This window comes from Pseudomonas frederiksbergensis, from assembly GCF_001952935.1.
GTDB classification, from domain to species: domain Bacteria; phylum Pseudomonadota; class Gammaproteobacteria; order Pseudomonadales; family Pseudomonadaceae; genus Aquipseudomonas; species Aquipseudomonas frederiksbergensis.
This window is the reverse complement of sequence record NZ_CP018319.1, coordinates 1,116,679-1,135,350: the sequence shown is the minus strand read 5'-3', so window position 1 is coordinate 1,135,350 and position 18,672 is coordinate 1,116,679. Positions and strand designations below refer to the sequence as shown.

Below are 18,672 nucleotides of genomic sequence, written 5' to 3'. Positions count from 1 at the left end.
TAAATGTCGCGTCTTACCAATAGGGCTACGGTTTTTAGGGGATTTCAGAGGGGCTACGGGATGACCGCAGTAGCGCTTTTGAAGCCTGTTTCCTGACAGCAGCCCGTCATTTGTACACTGGGGTCACGGGGCTTTGCAATCAAACGGGGCGGGGACGGCATAGCAGCGGTCGGTTTCTGACCTGTCATTCGAAACATTTGCACTCAGGATTGAGGGAGGTGTCTGGTCTGAAACATTTGCTAAAGCAAAGTGGCGGGTTATAACTAACGCACGAATGACGCAGGGAGCCTTCGGAATGGATTCGAAAGAACGACAGTTAATGGAATTACTCGGCCTCACGGCTCGCTCACTAACTCACCTCACCGCCTCCATGACCTCGATGTCCTTCGAGTTGATGCGCAGTGAAGACGAGGTCACCAAGGCCGCCGGCCGCCGGATGATCGACCGCATGGCAACCATCAGCACCGGGCTCGACGAGCACTGGCGGCTGATCGGCGAACTCACCGGTGTTCATCTCGCTCAAGAGCAGATCGAAACCATCCAGGAGATCCAGTTGCAGGCGCCGCCGAGGCTGCCGCCGAGCTGATCCCCAGCGGTCATCGGCTGGCCTGATGGCCGCCGATTCACAAGACGAACGTCGCTGGCGCAGCAGTCGATCAGGCGCCATAGTTTTGTTCCCGCGGCCGATATTGCCCGCCCAGAACAAGACAGAGACTGGCCATGACCAAGACTCTCCATCACCGTGCGTGCCACTTGTGCGAAGCCATCTGCGGCCTGACCATCGAAACCACCGAGGTCGAAGGCGCAGTACAGATCACGTCGATCAAGGGTGACGCTCAGGATACCTTCAGCCGCGGGCATATCTGCCCCAAGGCTGTCGCCCTGCAAGATATCCAGAACGATCCGGATCGTCTGCGTCAGCCGATGCTGCGGGTCGGCAGTGAATGGCAACCCATCGAGTGGGAAGACGCCTTCAACCTTGTAGCCGAACGTCTGGCGGCGATTCAGGAGCGTCACGGACAGAACGCAGTGGCGGTCTATCAAGGCAACCCCAGCGTGCACAACTATGGGCTGATGACCCACAGCAATTACTTTCTCGGCCTGTTGAAAACCCGCAACCGGTTTTCCGCAACCTCGGTCGACCAATTGCCCCATCACCTGACCAGCCATTTGATGTACGGCCACGGTTTGCTGTTGCCGATTCCGGACATCGATCACACCGATTTCATGCTGATCCTCGGCGGCAATCCGCTGGCCTCCAACGGCAGCATCATGACCGTGCCGGATGTCGAGAAGCGCTTGAAGGCGATTCAGGCCCGCGGGGGCAAAGTGGTGGTGGTCGATCCGCGCCGCAGCGAAACCGCGGCGATTGCCGACCAGCATCTGTTCGTGCGCCCCGGTGGCGATGCCGCGTTGTTGTTCGGACTGCTCAATACCTTGTTCGCTGAAGGCCTGACCCGCGACAGTCATTTGCCGGTAGACGGTCTGAACGAGGTGCGCGAGGCGGTCGCGAATTTCACCGCTGAGGCCATGAGCCCACTGTGCGCGGTACCCGCCGAACAGATCCGGCAACTGGCGCGGGACTTTGCGGCGGCGCCGACAGCGGTCTGTTACGGCCGCATGGGTGTCTCGACCCAGGCGTTCGGGACCTTGTGTCATTGGGTTGTGCAACTGATCAACCTGGTCACCGGTAATCTCGATCGTGTAGGAGGGGCGTTGTGCACCGAACCTGCGGTGGATCTGGTGGCGTCCACTTCCGGTGGGCATTTCAATCTGTGGCAGAGCCGGGTCTCCGGGCGTCCTGAGTATGGGGGAGAACTGCCGGTGTCGGCGCTGGCCGAAGAGATGCTTACCGAAGGGGAAGGGCAGGTCCGCGCGCTGATTACCGTGGCGGGTAATCCGGTGCTGTCGACGCCCAATGGCCGACAACTGGAACAGGCGCTGGACGGTTTGGAGTTCATGGTCAGCGTCGACCTGTACATCAATGAAACCACGCGTTATGCCGATCTGATCCTGCCGTCGACATCGGCCCTGGAAAACGATCATTACGACACGACATTCAATATGTTTGCGGTGCGTAACGTCACTCGGTTCAATCGCGCGATCCTGCCCAAACCTGAAGGTGCGTTGCATGACTGGGAGATCTTCGTTGGGCTGGCCAAGGCCTTTGCGGCAAAGACCGGCAAGGAACTGAAACCGACGATCCCGCCAGCGCAGATGATCGATCGTGGCTTGCGGATGGGGTTGTATGGCGATGCTTCGCAGCAGAAATTGTCGCTGGCGACCTTGTTCGATCACCCGCATGGTGTCGACCTCGGTGCGCTGAAACCCAACCTGGCGCCTCGCCTGAAAACCGAAAACCAGCGCGTCCAGGCTGCGCCGCCAGCGATCCTTGCCGACCTGGCGCGCTTTGCTGCCTTGCAAGCGCCTGCGGCCGATGAGTTGCTGATGATTGGCCGCCGTCATGTGCGTAGCAACAACTCGTGGATGCATAACTATCACCGCCTGGTGAAGGGCAAGCCGCGTCATCAATTGCTGATGCACCCGGATGACCTGGCCAGCCGTGGGCTGAGCGACGGGCAGCGCGTGCGGGTCAGTTCGCGGGTCGGTGAGATCGAAGTTGAAGTGCTCGGCAGTCTGGATATGATGAAAGGCGTGGTCAGCCTTCCGCACGGTTGGGGCCATGCGCGGCCGGGTGTGCAGATGACCATTGCCAGTGGTCAGCCGGGTTCCAGCGCCAATGACCTGACCGACGAATGTCAGCTCGATGAGTTGTCGGGCAATGCGGCGTTGAACGGTGTTCCAGTGACCGTGGCGGCGGCTTGATCAAGTCTGTCGGGGAGACCGAGCAGGGTGCTCGGGTTTCCGTTACAATGCGCCACCGTGCCGACCCCTGAGTCGGAAAGTTCAGCCGAGGTGCTCCATGGATATCATCGAAACGATTAAAGAGCAGATTGCTAACAACACCATTCTGCTTTACATGAAAGGCTCGCCGAATGCCCCGCAGTGTGGCTTCTCCGCGAAAGCCGCGCAGGCCGTGATGGCGTGTGGTGAAAAATTTGCTTACGTGGACATCCTGCAGAACCCGGAAATCCGCGCCAACCTGCCAAAATACGCCAACTGGCCAACCTTCCCGCAACTGTGGGTGGGCGGTGAGTTGGTCGGCGGTAGCGACATCATGACCGAGATGGCTGCAGACGGTTCGCTGCAAACCACCATCAAGGCTGCTGTTGAAAAAGCTGCTGCTGGCAAGACCGAAGCCTGATTCGCTCTTTGCAGGAGCAAAGCTTGCTCGCGATGCAGGCGCCGCGGTTCAGCAAGAACACCGCGTCATCGTTCATCGCTGGCAAGCCATGCTCCTACAAGAACAGGCATAAAAAAGCCCCGCCTCCTAAAAGAGAGCGGGGCTTTTTATTGTCTTGAGTTCAGCGGGCGCTAACTTACTCTTCGCCCATCTGCGATTGCAGATAGTTCTCAAGACCGACTTTATCGATCAGGCCCAGTTGGGTTTCCAGCCAATCGATATGTTCTTCTTCGGATTCAAGAATATCTTCAAGCAGTTCACGGCTACCAAAGTCGCCAACGGTTTCGCAATGAGCGATAGCCGCTTTGAGATCCGCATGACCGGTGCGTTCGATACGCAGGTCGCACTCAAGCATTTCCTGGGTGTGCTCGCCGATTTGCAGCTTGCCCAGGTCCTGGACGTTCGGTAGGCCTTCAAGGAACAGAATGCGCTTGATCAGCTTGTCCGCGTGCTTCATCTCGTCGATGGATTCGTGGTATTCGTGCTTGCCAAGTTTGTTCAGGCCCCAATCTTCATACATACGTGCATGCAGGAAGTATTGATTGATCGCGACCAGCTCATTGGCAAGGATCTTGTTGAGATGCTGGATGACTGTAATGTCGCCTTTCATGATGGGGTCCTGCCCTAAATAGCTGTCTATGAGGCAGAGTTTGAGCCGCGATATTAAGAGTGTCAAACCTAAGTTATTGAAACTTAAATGAAAATTAATCGGAATAAGAATGTTTGTGTTCCGCGTCTAGAACGTAAGCGTTTGATTTTCAGACATAAAAAAACCGGACATCAAGTCCGGTTCTTTGAAATACGTTAATTACGCGGCAGTAAATTCTACAGGGTAGGGAATCGCGGCCTGGGCGGATTGCAATTTGGTCAGGGTTTCGCGGACCACTTCCTTGGCAAGGCATGCACATTTGCCGCATTGGCTGGCTACGCCGGTGGCCTGACGGACTTCCTTGTAGCTGCAGCAACCTTCATAGATCGCTTCGCGGATTTGACCGTCGGTGACGCCAGTGCAGAGGCAAACATACATAAGTGAAAACCGTCGCTGGTTGTGACTCAATTGCGATGGATCTTAATGTTAACGAGAATGATTGTCAAAGTGGTTTCTGAAAGCTTTGTTCAAGCCTGACGAACGGTTACCTCTGCGCATCGATCATGAGGAAAACCTCTCGATAGCATTTCCCCTGACAAAAAAACCGTTAAGGACAGGCCAAAAACGCAGTGTATGATGGCCGGTCCTTATGAAGCGGGTTCGTGTCACAGGGCTGTCGCCTGAAGGTGGCAGGCTGGCACAAACCCGGAACTTCACGTTTTTACACCAGGAGATATCCAATGAGCGTACTCGTAGGCAAACAAGCCCCTGACTTCACCGTACCGGCTGTACTCGGCAATGGCGAAATCGTAGACAGCTTCACCCTGTCGTCGGCCATCAAAGGCAAATACGGCCTGGTGTTCTTCTACCCACTGGACTTCACCTTCGTTTGCCCGTCCGAGCTGATCGCTCTGGACAACCGCATGTCTGACTTCAAGGCACGCAACGTTGAAGTGATCGCCGTTTCGATCGACTCGCACTTCACCCACAACGCCTGGCGCAACACCCCGGTCAACAATGGTGGTATCGGCCAGGTCCGTTACACCATGGCTGCCGATATCAAGCAGGAAATCATGAAGGCTTACGACGTTCAGTCCGCTGACGGCGTAGCTTTCCGTGGTGCGTTCCTGATCGACGACAAAGGTGTTGTCCGCTCGCAGATCATCAACGACCTGCCGCTGGGCCGTAACATCGAAGAGCTGGTTCGTCTGGTCGACGCTCTGCAATTCCACGAAGAGCACGGCGAAGTTTGCCCTGCCAACTGGAAAAAAGGCGACAAAGGCATGACTGCTTCCACCGAAGGTGTTGCGGCTTACCTGACCGAGCACGCTGCTGCGCTGTAAGGCACGTTTGAGGCATAAAAAAACCGGCCGTTGAGGCCGGTTTTTTTATGGGCGGGATAAACCCGGTGACTGTGTAGGAGCGAGCAAGCTCGCTCCTACAATCAGTAATCAGTCGTTGAAGTCTTCCCAGCCGCCCATTTGTTTCCAGCGATTGACGATGCCGCAGAACAGCTCGGCCGTCTTCTCGGTGTCGTAGCGCGCCGAGTGAGCCTCGCGACCGTCGAAGTCGATGTCTGCTGCCTGGCAAGCCTTGGCCAGTACGGTTTGACCGTAAGCCAGACCGGCGAGGGTCGCGGTATCGAAGCTCGAGAACGGATGAAACGGGTTGCGCTTCATGTCCAGACGCGCGACAGCAGCGTTGAGGAAGCCCAGGTCGAAGCTGCTGTTGTGCCCGACCAGAATCGCCCGTTTGCAGCCATTGGCTTTCAGTGCCTTGCGGATGCCGCGGAAGATATCGGTCAGGGCCGTTTCTTCGCTCACCGCCATACGCAGCGGGTGATCGAGTTTGATCCCGGTGAATTCCAGCGCGGCCGCTTCAATGTTCGCGCCTTCAAAAGGCTCGACGCGGAAGAAATAGGTGTGATCGGGATACACAAACCCTTTTTCATCCATGGCGATAGTGGTTGCGGCAATTTCCAGCAAGGCGTCAGTGGCAGAGTTGAAACCACCGGTTTCAACGTCGACAACAACTGGCAGGTATCCACGGAAGCGCTCAGCCATCGGGTGGCGCGAACCACCTCCGCCGCCTTGACCGTCCTGTTCGTCGTCGAAATGGTCTTCACTCACGCGTGTTCCTCCAGCAGGCGCCAGCGCAGTTTTTCACCGGCGCGCAGCGGGATTACGGTCAGCTCGCCAAATGGCAGGCTGGTTGGGGCGGTCCACTCTTCGCGGACCAGGGTGATGCGATCGGTGTTCACCGGCAGGCCGTAGAAACGCGGGCCGTTCAGGCTGGCGAAGGCTTCGAGTTTGTCCAGCGCGTTGCGCTGTTCGAAGGCTTCGGCATACATCTCGATCGCTGCATAAGCGGTGTAGCAACCGGCACAGCCGCAAGCGGCTTCTTTGGCGTGCTGGGCATGGGGCGCCGAGTCGGTGCCGAGGAAGAACTTGTCGCTGCCGCTGGTGGCGGCGTCGAGCAGGGCTTCCTGATGGGTGTTGCGCTTGAGGATCGGCAGGCAATAGAAGTGCGGCCGAATCCCGCCCACCAGCATGTGGTTGCGGTTGTACAGCAGGTGATGCGCGGTGATGGTCGCGCCAACATTGGCCGAAGCCTCGTTGACGAACTGCACGGCGTCGGCGGTAGTGATGTGTTCGAACACCACTTTGAGGCTCGGGAAGCGCTCGACCACACGACGCATGTGCTCATCGATGAAGATTTTTTCGCGATCGAACACGTCGACATCGCCACGGGTGACTTCACCGTGAACCAGCAAGGGCATCCCGACTTCGGCCATGGCCTCGAGTGCAGGGAAAATCTTGTCGATGCTGGTGACACCAGAGTCCGAGTTGGTGGTCGCGCCGGCCGGGTACAGCTTGGCGGCGTGAATGAAGCCGCTGGCCTTGGCCTCGCGAATTTCTTCGGGCTGGGTGCGGTCGGTCAGGTACAGCACCATCAACGGTTCGAAGCGGCTGCCAGCCGGGCGTGCAGCGAGAATCCGCTGGCGATAGCCGTCGGCTTCAGCGGTGTTACGCACCGGAGGTACCAGGTTGGGCATGATGATGGCGCGACCAAAGGTGCGCGCGACATCCGCGACTGTATTGGGCAACACAGCACCATCGCGAAGATGAATATGCCAGTCGTCGGGACGCAGCAGGGTCAGGCGGTCGGACATGAGGGGATTCCAGGCGGGTCAAACTGAGGGGAATGCTACCGGAAAAGACTCTTCCAGGCACTCGCTATCAAGTTTTGCAGGAAGCTTCCGATATCCAACAGGTATGCCGTAAACATCTGTGTGTCGGTCTTTTTGTTGTAGAAGCCAGTGGAGCCTCCCGTGCGCCAGCGTTATTTAGCCTTGCTCAGTGTGTTTGCCAGCCTTCCTGCGATGGCGCTCACTTTCCAGACCCGTCTGGAGAGCATTGAGTGGACGGTCGAAGGAGACAAGTTCGAATGTCGTCTGACTCAGCCGATCACTGATTTTGGTTCGGGTGAGTTCGTGCGCCGTGCGGGCGAGCAAGCGACGTTCCGTCTGAAGGCCTATAACGCGATGATCGGCGGCGGTTCGGCTACCTTGCTGGCGGCGGCTGCACCCTGGCAGCCGGGGCGCGGCGACATCAACCTCGGTTCTGTGCGAATTGGCAGCGGCAATGTGTTGTTCAACAGCTCGCAAGTTCAGGCTGGCCGCTTGATCAGTGGCCTGTTGGATGGTCGCAGTCCGGTCGTTCGACAGCACTCGGGCGATGGTCGAGTGTCAGAAGTGCGTCTGTTGCCCGTCAAGTTCAGCCAGGCATTTAATGATTATCAGGGCTGCGTGGCGAAGCTGCTGCCGAAGAATTTCGAGCAGGTTAAACAGTCGCAGATCGGCTTCCCCGGCGAAGGCTTGGATCTCGACGCGCAGGCCAAGGCGCAATTACAAGTGATGCTGGAGTTCATGAAGGCTGATCCGACGGTCAACCACATCGAGCTCGATGGCCACTCCGATAACAGCGGCAACCGCCTGACCAATCGGGATTTGTCGCGGCGCCGGGCCCTGGCAGTCATGGAATTCTTCAAGGCCAACGGCATTCAGGAGTCGCAGATCACCGTGCGTTTTCATGGTGAGCGTTATCCATTGGCGCCCAATACCAACTCCGCCAATCGGGCGAAGAACCGTCGGGTCAATGTGCACCTCGCGCGGGTTGCGCCCACCGAAAAGCCGGCATCTCAGGCCACGGCATCGGCGAGCGCCGCCTCGACCTCCTGAACCCGCTGTTTTCGTCGCTCACTCGACATAATCTGTCGCTTCGTCGTCATAAGCTGTCGCGCCTCTGTAAATTGCCCTGCATGAGCGGTAGACTTGGCGGCTTTCCGTAGAACCCCGTGGAGTGATGGCATGGCGGACGTAAACAAGGTCGTTCTGGCGTATTCCGGCGGCCTGGACACTTCGGTGATCCTCAAGTGGCTGCAGGATACTTATAACTGTGAAGTCGTGACCTTCACCGCTGACCTGGGTCAGGGCGAAGAAGTCGAACCTGCACGCGCCAAGGCACAGGCCATGGGCGTGAAAGAGATCTACATCGACGACTTGCGCGAAGAATTCGTGCGCGATTTCGTTTTCCCGATGTTCCGCGCCAACACCGTTTACGAAGGCGAGTACCTGCTGGGTACTTCCATCGCTCGTCCGTTGATCGCCAAGCGCTTGATCGAAATCGCCAATGAAACCGGCGCGGATGCCATTTCCCACGGTGCTACCGGCAAGGGCAATGACCAGGTTCGTTTCGAACTGGGCGCCTATGCTTTGAAACCCGGCGTGAAAGTGATTGCTCCGTGGCGCGAATGGGACCTGCTCTCCCGTGAAAAGCTGATGGATTATGCTGAAAAGCACAACATCCCGATCGAGCGTCACGGCAAGAAAAAATCCCCGTACTCGATGGATGCCAACCTGCTGCACATCTCCTATGAAGGCGGCGTGCTGGAAGACACCTGGACCGAGCACGAAGAAGACATGTGGAAATGGACCGTCTCCCCGGAGAAGGCCCCAGATAAAGCGCAATACCTGGAACTGACCTACCGCAACGGCGACATCGTGGCACTGGACGGCGTCGAAATGACCCCGGCTACCGTGCTGGCGACCCTGAACCGTATCGGTGGCGAACACGGTATCGGCCGTCTCGACATCGTCGAGAACCGTTACGTGGGCATGAAGTCCCGCGGCTGCTACGAAACCCCAGGCGGCACCATCATGCTGCGCGCCCACCGAGCGATCGAATCGATCACCCTGGACCGCGAAGTGGCTCACCTCAAAGACGAGCTGATGCCTAAATACGCCAGCCTGATCTACACCGGTTACTGGTGGAGCCCTGAGCGTCTAATGCTGCAACAGATGATCGATGCGTCCCAGGCTCACGTGAACGGCGTTGTGCGCCTGAAGCTGTACAAGGGCAACGTGATCGTCACTGGTCGCAAGTCCGACGAATCGTTGTTCGATGCCAATATTGCGACCTTCGAAGAAGATGGCGGCGCCTACAACCAGGCCGACGCGGCGGGCTTTATCAAGCTCAACGCGTTGCGCATGCGTATTGCGGCGAACAAAGGCCGGAAGCTTTTCTGAGACCTTTGAAACCATAGAGTTGTGGCCTTGTCGGTGACAAGGCCACAATTTCTGAATAGGGGGGTGTTTTTCCTGCCGGACATCGTGTTATCAGCGCTCTTTTTGTTTCTGTAATACCTTCCTTCTGATTCCTCTTTCTGAATGTTCTTCAAGCGTTACCTGCTGCGTGTCAGGTAAAAAGAATGATCAAGAATCGTCAGACCGCGTGAATTCAAATTGTAAGCAATGCAAAGTGTTGGGCCGTTGCGATTCTTTGCCTGTCTTGATTGCTTGCTTGCGCTTTCCTTCAGTAATGCCTCTGATTCAGTACAAGTGAGAAATATGATCACTTGTGCAGGTCTTCCCTGTGGGGGCCGGTTTTTTTCAATCCAGGCGCCGAATTCCGTTTTCTTGTTTAGCCACCGTGCATCGACGATGTGCAGGTTTTGCAACTGCTCGGCCAGACTCACCTGCTGAAGAGCCGAAAGGCCAGAATGAATATCTATTCGGGCGGGAGGGTCCTTCAGGTTATCGGGCCGCTGACCACGTTCAGCATTGTCCATCACTTTTATAAATTGCTTTCCCTTGCTGTAATCGGACGGCGCGTACAGCGACCGGTAGTTGAAGTTAAGTGTGGCGAAGAAAAGAAAAAGCAAATAAAAAGGAAAACTGATCAGGAACCAGACATAGAGTTCCCGCTCCTTATTGTCTAGAAAGGGCAGCGAGACGGCGGCGGATGTTTCAGAAATGGCGGCGAATATCGCAATGACTGTCATGGGGTTTACGACTTTTTTCTCTTGTTTGTTCATATTTTCTGCTCATGGAAGTATTGTCTTTTCTCGATTGATTAGTGTTTTTAGTTTGATATTTATAACGAGTGGCTGGAATTTCTGTTGGCGCGGAACTCCTTTAAGTGTTGGGTTTGAATAGTATGATAGTAGCGTTATTGTATGCGGGGCGGGTATCTCTGTTCCTTGTGTTTTAAGTGGTGTTGCGTTAAATGTATTTTTTAAGTGTTGCCTCGTGTGATTTTTTTATTGTTCCTTTTTATGTGGTTTTTGTGGGGCAAAATCGAAAGTGGTAAATATCAGTTACTTTTAAGGGTAGCTCAATAGCCAGTGTTCGTTTGATCGCTTGCGGCAAATCCTCTTATTCAGGTTTCTGGTTGTAAATAGAAACAAAAAAAATGCGGATAACCGAAATATTTTCAGGTTGAAAAATTTTTACTCTCACAATTTTTTTTGGAAATTTGTAAGACGATTCCCTGATGTCTGTAGGGAATGTCTCTCGGTGTGGGTGGCGGAGGGGGGCGGCATGCCATGGGGGAAACGACTAGGCTATTGTGCGGGCTCTAAAAATTCGAACAGCGAAATTGGACTTGCCCATGAATAAAGTGCTGATCGTGGATGATCACCCTGTCATTCGTCTTGCGGTGCGTATGCTAATGGAACGTCATGGCTACGAAGTCATTGCAGAGACAGACAATGGCGTGGATGCGTTGCAACTTGCCCGTGAGCATATGCCGGATATTGTCATCCTGGATATTGGAATACCGAAACTTGATGGATTGGAAGTCATCGCGCGTCTGACCTCGACAGCAATGCCCATGAAGGTACTGATATTAACTTCCCAGGCGCCAGGGCATTTTTCAATGCGCTGCATGCAATCCGGTGCCGCCGGGTATGTTTGCAAACAACAGGATCTCACTGAGTTGCTCAGTGCAATAAAGGCAGTATTGTCGGGCTACAGTTACTTTCCAAATCAAGCCTTGCATACTGTGCGTTCAAGTTTGGGGAACGCCAGTGAAGCCGATATGGTCGATCGACTGTCGGGACGGGAAATGATGGTTTTGCAGCAATTGGCTCGAGGCAAGACCAACAAGGAAATCGCCGACGGAATGTTCCTCAGCAACAAGACCGTCAGCACTTACAAGACTCGTCTGTTGTTGAAGCTCAATGCCCGCTCCCTGGTCGACCTGATCGAATTGGCGCAACGCAATGGTCTGGTGTGACCGCCTCGGCGTTTGACGAGGCGCGAGGGGATCCAGCGGCGACACTTAGTAAAAAGCCTCCGTTTCGGGAGGCTTTTAGGTGTCATAGGTCAAAATCGTAATCGGCCAATTGCTTTTGCAGTCGGCGCTCCTCCAGCAGGTTATCGATGGTACGGCGTTTGCTCAGGTTGGTCTTCGCCACTTCAACCACCGGTTCAGCATCATCAGCCTCAACAGGGGTGAAGTCGTCTTCTACGTCCAATTGCTCTTTGCCAGTGCTCATAGTGTTACTCCAGGCTAAGGCTGCCTTTGGCGCTCCTTATATCGATAATCTCCCGGCGGGTAAAAAAGATTTTTTCAATCGATAAATCAAAAAACCTAATAGCGCCTCAATCGTCCGACGTCTTGTGCTTGTATTCGCACAAATCTTCAATCCGGCAACTGCCGCAGCGTGGCTTGCGGGCAAGGCAAACGTAGCGTCCGTGGAGGATCAGCCAGTGATGGGAATCCAGCAGGTATTCCTTCGGCACGAACTTCATCAGTTTTTGTTCAACCTCGACCACATTTTTCCCTGGCGCAATGCCGGTACGGTTGCTGACCCGGAAAATATGCGTGTCCACGGCCATGGTCAGCTGGCGGAATGCGGTATTGAGCACCACGTTGGCAGTTTTGCGGCCGACGCCGGGTAACGCCTCCAGCTCTTCACGGGTTTGCGGCACTTCGCCCCCATGACGTTCGATCAGTAAGCGACAGGTCTCGATCACGTTTTTCGCTTTGCTGTTGAACAGGCCGATGGTCTTGATGTATTCCGACAGCCCCTCGACCCCCAAGGCATAAATTGCAGCCGGTGTATTGGCTACCGGGTAGAGCTTGGCGGTGGCCTTATTGACGCCGACATCGGTCGACTGCGCCGAGAGGATGACGGATATCAGCAATTCGAACGGCGAGGAGTAGGCCAGTTCGGTTTTCGGTTCCGGGTTGTCTTCGTGAAATCGGCGAAAAATTTCCAGGCGTTTTGCGGCATTCATGGGCAGTGAATTTCCTCGAAGGCGGTCAGTGTGAAGGCGTCGAGCGGGTCCAGGCTTGACGTGCGGCGATCAGCAGTCCCAGCAGTATGAATCCGCCTGGGGCCAGGGTGACCAGGCGCAAGCCACCGTCGGCAGTCAGCACCCAGCCTTGCCAGTCCGCTTGTGCAGTGCCTGCCAGCCATGGCAGATGGCTGTCGAGTATCCCGCTGCCGATGAGTTCGCGCAGCAAGCCCAGGCTCACCATCAACGCGCCGAACAGACCACTCAGGCGCAGGCGATCACGCCAGGCACTCTGGTGAAAACCGGTGTGTTCCAGCACAACGCATTGCAAGGCAATCAACCCTGCATAGAACCCAACATGCTGGTGCCATTGCAGCGACCAGACTTGCGCGGCGAGTTCGATGCAGCTGGTCAGTGTGGCCGCCAGCAGGACGCTGGCAAGCAAACGTGTCTCCGGGACAAGTCGGGATCGCAAGGCGCCCATGCTCACTCCAAAGGCACTGATCACCACGACGAACATCAGCCACAAGCCCAGAGCGGACACCAATGAATCCGTGGCACCGATCAGTGGTGCAAGCATTAACGAATTCTGCAGCGTCGATGACTTATTCATGAGCGCTGCTCCCGATCAACTGTCGCTGATGTTCGTCGAAATAGCGCAACGCGTCATGGATAGCGTTGATGACCGCTCTCGAAGTGATGGTCGCCCCCGCCATTTGATCGAATTGCCCTTGATCCTTTTTCAAGGCCCAGCCATTGTCGGCAGGTTCGCTTCGGGACTTTCCGGAAAAAGCCTGAAGCCAGGTATTGGGCCAGTCGGCGAGTCGACCGCCCAGCCCCGGAGTTTCCGATTGCCTGAGCGTTTTGACGGCCAGTACCTTGCCGTTTGCGCCGATAGCGATCAGCAATTCTATGGAACCTTCGTAACCCAGGGTCTGGCTGCGCAGCAACACGGCGCTGGTCTGGCCGGTCTTGGTCGCCAGGTAGCCACCCAGCAGCGTGCTGTTGGCCAACCCGGTATTTTCGAGGGCAAGTGGTTGGTCCAGCGGCTGATTGTCGTAGCTTCCGGCAGGGAGCAAGTCCAGCAGGTTACGACTGTCGATCAGGCGCTGTTCGGCCGCAATGCGCGGCGCGCTGGTGTGCTGCACGAGGTAAGTCGCGCCAATCCCCAGGGCTGCCAGCACCACCAGGATCACAACACTCGACGCCCGGCTCATGGCGCACCCCGTTCCAGTCTGGAAGCGGCAAACCGCTCCAGCGCCGGCACACAGAGGTTCATCAGCAGGACGGCAAAGGCGACGCCGTCCGGATAGCCACCCCAGGTACGAATCAGATACGTCAGCAGCCCGACGCCCACGCCAAACAGCAGTCGCGCGCTGGGGCTTTTTGCGCCGGACACCGGTTCCGTGACGATGAAGAATGCGCCCAGCATGCTCGCGCCAGTGAGCAGATGAAACAGCGGCGAACCGTGGGAGTCGGAGCCTGAGCCGTTCCAGCACAGCAGGCTGATGATGAACAGGCTGGTGAGCATGCCGACCGGCGCATGCCAGCTGAACACCCGTCGTTGCAGCAGAAACGCACCGCCCGCCAGAAAGGCCAGGTTGACCCATTCCATGCCTCGGCCGCCGAAATGACCGAACGCCGGGTTGGCGGCAAACAGTTCATCCATCGTCAGGCTTTTGTTGATCCGCAGGCTGTCCAGCGCCGTGGCCTGGACCCAGGCATCCGGAGCCTGGCTGAGGCTGAACCCGAACACCTGCTGCAAACCGCCGATCAGGTCCAGTCCATGGGACGACGGCCAGAGGGTCATCTGTTGGGGAAAGGTCACCAGCACCAGGGCGAAGCCCAGCATTGCCGGGTTGAACGGGTTCTTGCCAACGCCGCCGTACAGGTGTTTGCCAAATACCATCGCGCCCGCTGCGGCGAAGACCGTCAGCCACCACGGGCAATACGGCGGCAAGGCCAGCGCCAACAGCGTCGCGCTGACCAGTGCGCTGCCGTCGCTCAAGGTCGGCGTGAGCGCCTGCTTACGCAAGCGCAACACGGCCGCTTCAACGGCCAGTGCGGTAACACCCGTCAGAAACAGGTTGATCAACACGCCCCAGCCATACAGCCAGAAAAACACCAGCAGCCCCGGCACGGTGGCCAGCAATACCAGCTTCATGGCTTGCTGAAGGCGCTCATCGACCGATTCAAGGGGCGGCATAGGCATCCACCTGACGCTCGGCTTCATTTACCGCCAGTTCCAGGGCTTCAATCTGCTCAGCCGGCGCTTCGCTGGCTTGGGCTTTCTTGAGTTCGGTGCGGCGCATGGCTAACTGGATCTTTGCCCGATTCAGCTGCGCATTTTTCGCCGGAACGACGGGGGCCGCGGCTGGCGGTGCAGCACTTTCCAGTTTCGCCAACGCCTGTTCGGCAGCCTCGAATTGCTGTTGCAAGACGATCAGTTGCGACTGCTGTTCGAAGGTCGGCGGATGCCCGAACGCCTTGAGTGACTTGTTCAGTTGCGCCCGACTCATCGCCAGATCGATCTTGGCCTTTTTCAACGCCGCATCGGCATTGGCTGCCTTCTGTACACGGACACGCTCAAGAGCGGCTTGAACCGGGTCGAGTGTCGCTACCTCACTGTGCTGGGCGGCGCGCTGGGCCCGGGCCTGACGCTCGGCGATTTTCTGTTCTTCTTCGCGACGCAGGCGAGCATTGCGCTGTTCGAATCGCTGCCGTGCGTGATTGCGCTTGGCTATCCGGGCGCGTTGCTCCTCAAGGCTGAACGCCAGGCCGCCGACAACCGGCAGCACCGTGTCCAGCGGCAATGGCCGCATCTCGATGCAATCCACCGGGCAGGGCGCCACGCACAAGTCGCAACCGGTGCATTCATCGATGATCACCGTGTGCATCAATTTCGCCGCGCCGACAATGGCATCCACAGGGCATGCCTGGATGCACTTGGTGCAACCAATACACTCCGCTTCACGAATATAGGCGATCTGCGCCGGGGCCGAACCGCGACTGACGTCCAGTTCCAGCACCGGCACTTTCAACAGTTCGGCCAGGGCCGCGATGGTCTCGCTGCCGCCTGGCGGGCACTTGTTGATCGGTTCGCCGTTGGCAATGCCTTCGGCGTACGGTTTGCATCCGGGGTGGCCGCACTTGCCGCATTGGGTCTGCGGCAACAGGGCGTCGATGCGTTGAATCAGACTCATGTTTTGATCAGTCCGCTGAATCCGAGAAAGGCCACTGCAATCAGTCCAGCGCCGATCAGGTCGATGGGCAGGCCGCGAAAGGGCAGGGGGATATCATTTTCGAGGGTGCGTTGGCGCAAATCGCTGAACAGGCTCAGTACCAGCCAGAATCCCAGCCCGGCGCCCAGGCTCAGGGCCACGGCGTGGAAGAAGCCTTTGTCGTCCTGAGCATTGAGCAGCGTCAAGCCGAGTACGCCGGCGTTGCCCAGCAGCAGGGGCCAGAGGCCATTGAACGCAAATTTTGGAAGTGACCGGGAAAGCACTTTCAGCAGCGGGCCAATCAGCAGAACGCTTAATGGCAGGAAGACAAAAAGGCGCAGCGACGTCAGCTCCAGCGGGACCAGCAACCAACGGTAGGCCACGTAGCCCAGCGTGCCGACGATCAGCATCAAACACGTGGTCGCAAGGCCCAATGCGTGAACTTGCCGATGCTCGTTGCCCAGCAGCGGATCGACGCCCAGCGGCCAGTGCAACACGAGGTTGTTGATCAGGGCAGTGCTGATAAGCGTAAGAAGCAATTCGGTCATGGTCGTGCCGGCAAGAACGGGGCTTTTTAACGGAGCGGTCTAAAAAGCTTAGGCATTATCCGGCAAGGACGGAGGGTGGGCCAGACATGAAAATCCCACAGTCGCGCCAGGCACGACTGTGGGATTGGTTTACCGCACAGCCTTACTTGATGCGCTGGCCTGGCTTGGCGCCGCTGTCAGGGCTGAGCAGGTAGATTTCTTCACCGCCAGGGCCGGCCGCCATCACCATGCCTTCGGAGATGCCGAACTTCATTTTCCGGGGCTTGAGGTTGGCGATCATCATGGTCAGGCGACCATTGAGCTTGGACGGATCCGGATAAGCGCTCTTGATCCCGGAGAACACATTGCGTTGCTCGTCACCAATGTCGAGGGTCAGGCGCAGCAGTTTGTCGGCACCTTCCACGTGTTCGGCCTTGAGGATCAGGGCGACGCGCAGGTCGATAGCGGCAAAGGTATCGAACTCGATTTCCGGTGACAGCGGATCCTTGGCCAGTTCGCCATTGCCGGCAGGTGCAGCATCGCCGGTGTCGGTAGCGCTGGCGGTCAGGTCTTCTTTCGAGGCGTCGCTCATGGCTTGCACTTTTACCGGGTCGATACGGGTCATCAACGGTTTGAACTCGTTCAGTTGATGATTGCTGAGCAAGGTCGCGTGGTCGTCCCAGGTCAGCGGCGCGACGTTCAGGAACGCCTCGGCGTCGGCGGCCAGCAGCGGCAGCACCGGCTTGAGGAAAATCACCAGCTGGCGGAACAGGTTGACGCCCAGGGCGCAGATGGCCTGGACTTCGTCTTGCTTGCCTTCCTGTTTGTTCAGCGACCACGGCGCCTTGTCGGCGATCCAGGCATTGGCACGGTCGGCCAGGCCCATGATCTCGCGCATGGCGCGGGCGAAGTCGCGAGCCTCGTAGGCTTCGGCGATGCTCGGCGCTGCGGCGAGGAACGCTTCGGTCAGTTCCGGCGCGGCATTGCCCGCCACCAGTACACCGGCGTTGCCTTTATGGATGAAACCGGCGCAACGGCTGGCAATGTTGACGACTTTGCCGACCAGATCGGAATTGACCTTCTGCACGAAGTCTTCGAGGTTCAGGTCCAGGTCATCGACGCCACGGCTCAGCTTGGCCGCGTAGTAGTAGCGCAGGTATTCCGGCGACAGGTGGTCGAGATAAGTCCGGGCCTTGATGAAAGTGCCGCGGGATTTGGACATTTTCTGACCGTTGACGGTCAGGTAGCCGTGTACGTTGATGCCGGTCGGTTTACGGAAACCGGCGCCTTCGAGCATGGCTGGCCAGAACAGGGCGTGGAAGTTGACGATGTCCTTGCCGATGAAATGGTACAGCTCGGCGGTGGAATCCTTACCCCAGAACGCGTCGAAATCAAGGGCGGGCGTGCGGTCGCAAAGGTTCTTGAAGCTGGCCATGTAGCCGATCGGCGCGTCGAGCCAGACGTAGAAGTATTTGCCCGGCTCGTCGGGGATTTCGAAACCGAAGTACGGCGCATCGCGGGAGATGTCCCACTGTTGCAGGCCGGCGTCCAGCCATTCGGCGATTTTGTTCGCCACGGCTTCTTGCAGGGTGCCGCTGCGGGTCCAGGCTTGCAGCATTTCCTGGAAGTCCGGCAGCTTGAAGAAGAAGTGCTGGGAATCCTTGAGCACCGGCGTGGCGCCGGAGATCGCCGACTTCGGATCCTTCAGGTCGGTTGGCGCGTAGGTCGCACCGCATTTTTCGCAGTTGTCGCCGTACTGGTCTTCGGTGCCGCATTTCGGGCAGGTGCCCTTGATGAAGCGGTCGGCCAGGAACATTTTCTTTTCCGGGTCGAAGTACTGAGTGATCGAGCGCGTGGCAATGTGCCCGGCGTCGCGCAGCTTCAGGTAGATCTGGCTCGACAGCTCACGGTTTTCTTCGGCGTGAGTGGAGTGGAAGTTGTCGAAGTCCACCAGGAACTCGGCAAAGTCGGCGCTGTGTTCAGCCTGGACGTTGGCGATCAGTTGTTCCGGGGTGATGCCTTCCTTTTCCGCGCGCAACATGATGGCCGAACCGTGGGCGTCGTCGGCGCAGACATAAATGCATTGATTGCCGCGGTGCTTCTGGAAGCGCACCCACATATCGGTCTGGATGTATTCCAGCATGTGGCCAAGATGGATCGAACCATTGGCATAGGGCAGGGCGCTGGTGACGAGGATCTTGCGTGGCTCGGACATGGGGCTCGGCTACTTGATGAAACGGAGGTCGGCCACTATAAAGCGCTGGCGTATATTTTTCACCCTTCGGGCCTGTTTCCGAATGCATCGCCTCTGAAAAGAGTGGTGATGAGTTTGCTTGGTGCAGGTGGGCTTTTGTGGCGAGGGAGCTTGCTCCCGCTGGGTGGCGAAGCCGCCCCAACCCCTGTAACCCGGTTCCGACAGAAGGATCGCATCAACTTGATTACGACTG

Annotated in this window: 20 protein-coding genes; 7 read left to right on the top strand and 13 right to left on the bottom strand. The window is 57.2% G+C overall.

Features of this window, described 5'->3' with window-relative positions:
• Positions 1-295: 295 nt before the first annotated feature.
• The 3 genes from PFAS1_RS05570 to grxD all read left to right on the top strand — a co-directional run bounded on the left by PFAS1_RS05570 (position 296) and on the right by grxD (position 3,265).
• Entirely contained in the window at positions 296-586 is a 291-nt protein-coding gene (locus PFAS1_RS05570; protein WP_076028471.1) for a hypothetical protein, read from the top strand.
• 134 nt (positions 587-720) lie between these two features.
• Positions 721-2,826, top strand: a complete 2,106-nt coding sequence (locus tag PFAS1_RS05565) for a molybdopterin oxidoreductase family protein (RefSeq protein ID WP_076028470.1) — start codon at positions 721-723, stop codon at positions 2,824-2,826.
• Between the two features lie 97 nt (positions 2,827-2,923).
• Complete coding sequence (grxD, locus tag PFAS1_RS05560; protein WP_074874033.1) at positions 2,924-3,265, top strand: Grx4 family monothiol glutaredoxin; 342 nt, start codon at positions 2,924-2,926, stop codon at positions 3,263-3,265.
• 175 nt (positions 3,266-3,440) lie between these two features.
• Here the strand turns inward: grxD and bfr are convergent, their stop codons facing one another.
• Entirely contained in the window at positions 3,441-3,914 is a 474-nt protein-coding gene (gene bfr, locus PFAS1_RS05555) for a bacterioferritin (RefSeq protein WP_074874034.1), read from the bottom strand.
• 198 nt (positions 3,915-4,112) lie between these two features.
• On the bottom strand, positions 4,113-4,331 hold the full coding sequence (locus PFAS1_RS05550) for a bacterioferritin-associated ferredoxin (RefSeq protein WP_008155585.1): 219 nt from the start codon (positions 4,329-4,331) through the stop codon (positions 4,113-4,115).
• 302 nt (positions 4,332-4,633) lie between these two features.
• Here PFAS1_RS05550 and PFAS1_RS05545 point away from each other — a divergent pair, with 302 nt between their 5' ends.
• Positions 4,634-5,236 carry a peroxiredoxin gene (locus PFAS1_RS05545; protein WP_008155583.1) on the top strand — a complete coding sequence of 201 codons (603 nt, stop codon included), beginning with the start codon at positions 4,634-4,636 and terminating at the stop codon, positions 5,234-5,236.
• 108 nt (positions 5,237-5,344) lie between these two features.
• Here the strand turns inward: PFAS1_RS05545 and rnt are convergent, their stop codons facing one another.
• Together rnt and pyrC are read right to left on the bottom strand one after the other, a co-directional pair.
• A complete protein-coding gene (gene rnt / locus PFAS1_RS05540) occupies positions 5,345-6,022 on the bottom strand; it encodes a ribonuclease T (protein WP_008155580.1) in 678 nt (225 codons plus the stop codon).
• On the bottom strand, positions 6,019-7,065 hold the full coding sequence (gene pyrC / locus PFAS1_RS05535; protein WP_008155578.1) for a dihydroorotase: 1,047 nt from the start codon (positions 7,063-7,065) through the stop codon (positions 6,019-6,021). The genes rnt and pyrC overlap by 4 nt, the downstream gene beginning before the upstream one ends.
• A 159-nt stretch (positions 7,066-7,224) precedes the next feature.
• Between pyrC and PFAS1_RS05530 the strand changes: the two genes are divergently transcribed.
• Together PFAS1_RS05530 and PFAS1_RS05525 are read left to right on the top strand one after the other, a co-directional pair.
• Positions 7,225-8,133, top strand: a complete 909-nt coding sequence (locus PFAS1_RS05530; protein WP_076028469.1) for a flagellar protein MotY — start codon at positions 7,225-7,227, stop codon at positions 8,131-8,133.
• A 129-nt stretch (positions 8,134-8,262) separates the two neighbouring features.
• Entirely contained in the window at positions 8,263-9,480 is a 1,218-nt protein-coding gene (locus PFAS1_RS05525; RefSeq protein WP_007898502.1) for an argininosuccinate synthase, read from the top strand.
• Positions 9,481-9,635: 155 nt separating this feature from the next.
• On the opposite strand, the gene PFAS1_RS05520 is transcribed toward PFAS1_RS05525, so the two are convergent.
• On the bottom strand, positions 9,636-10,268 hold the full coding sequence (locus tag PFAS1_RS05520; protein WP_076028468.1) for a hypothetical protein: 633 nt from the start codon (positions 10,266-10,268) through the stop codon (positions 9,636-9,638).
• 575 nt (positions 10,269-10,843) lie between these two features.
• Between PFAS1_RS05520 and PFAS1_RS05515 the strand changes: the two genes are divergently transcribed.
• Positions 10,844-11,470 carry a response regulator transcription factor gene (locus PFAS1_RS05515; protein ID WP_008155570.1) on the top strand — a complete coding sequence of 209 codons (627 nt, stop codon included), beginning with the start codon at positions 10,844-10,846 and terminating at the stop codon, positions 11,468-11,470.
• A gap of 82 nt (positions 11,471-11,552) precedes the next feature.
• Here the strand turns inward: PFAS1_RS05515 and PFAS1_RS05510 are convergent, their stop codons facing one another.
• The 8 genes from PFAS1_RS05510 to metG all read right to left on the bottom strand — a co-directional run bounded on the left by PFAS1_RS05510 (position 11,553) and on the right by metG (position 18,440).
• Positions 11,553-11,732 carry a PA3496 family putative envelope integrity protein gene (locus PFAS1_RS05510; protein WP_007898493.1) on the bottom strand — a complete coding sequence of 60 codons (180 nt, stop codon included), beginning with the start codon at positions 11,730-11,732 and terminating at the stop codon, positions 11,553-11,555.
• A 106-nt stretch (positions 11,733-11,838) separates the two neighbouring features.
• Complete coding sequence (gene nth / locus PFAS1_RS05505; RefSeq protein WP_074874037.1) at positions 11,839-12,477, bottom strand: endonuclease III; 639 nt, start codon at positions 12,475-12,477, stop codon at positions 11,839-11,841.
• A 25-nt stretch (positions 12,478-12,502) separates the two neighbouring features.
• Positions 12,503-13,090 carry an Rnf-Nqr domain containing protein gene (locus PFAS1_RS05500; RefSeq protein WP_076028467.1) on the bottom strand — a complete coding sequence of 196 codons (588 nt, stop codon included), beginning with the start codon at positions 13,088-13,090 and terminating at the stop codon, positions 12,503-12,505.
• Positions 13,083-13,694 (bottom strand): RnfABCDGE type electron transport complex subunit G, encoded by a 612-nt coding sequence (locus PFAS1_RS05495; RefSeq protein ID WP_076028466.1) that lies wholly within the window; start codon positions 13,692-13,694, stop codon positions 13,083-13,085. Before PFAS1_RS05495 ends, PFAS1_RS05500 begins: the two co-directional genes overlap by 8 nt.
• Positions 13,691-14,683, bottom strand: coding sequence for an RnfABCDGE type electron transport complex subunit D (locus PFAS1_RS05490; protein ID WP_076028465.1), 993 nt, complete (start codon positions 14,681-14,683; stop codon positions 13,691-13,693). The genes PFAS1_RS05495 and PFAS1_RS05490 overlap by 4 nt, the downstream gene beginning before the upstream one ends.
• Positions 14,670-15,680, bottom strand: a complete 1,011-nt coding sequence (gene rsxB, locus PFAS1_RS05485; protein WP_076028464.1) for an electron transport complex subunit RsxB — start codon at positions 15,678-15,680, stop codon at positions 14,670-14,672. Before rsxB ends, PFAS1_RS05490 begins: the two co-directional genes overlap by 14 nt.
• Positions 15,677-16,246, bottom strand: a complete 570-nt coding sequence (locus PFAS1_RS05480; protein WP_074874042.1) for an electron transport complex protein RnfA — start codon at positions 16,244-16,246, stop codon at positions 15,677-15,679. Before PFAS1_RS05480 ends, rsxB begins: the two co-directional genes overlap by 4 nt.
• A 142-nt stretch (positions 16,247-16,388) precedes the next feature.
• Positions 16,389-18,440: a methionine--tRNA ligase gene (gene metG / locus PFAS1_RS05475; RefSeq protein ID WP_076028463.1), complete on the bottom strand. Its 2,052-nt coding sequence runs from the start codon at positions 18,438-18,440 to the stop codon at positions 16,389-16,391.
• Positions 18,441-18,672: the final 232 nt, after the last annotated feature.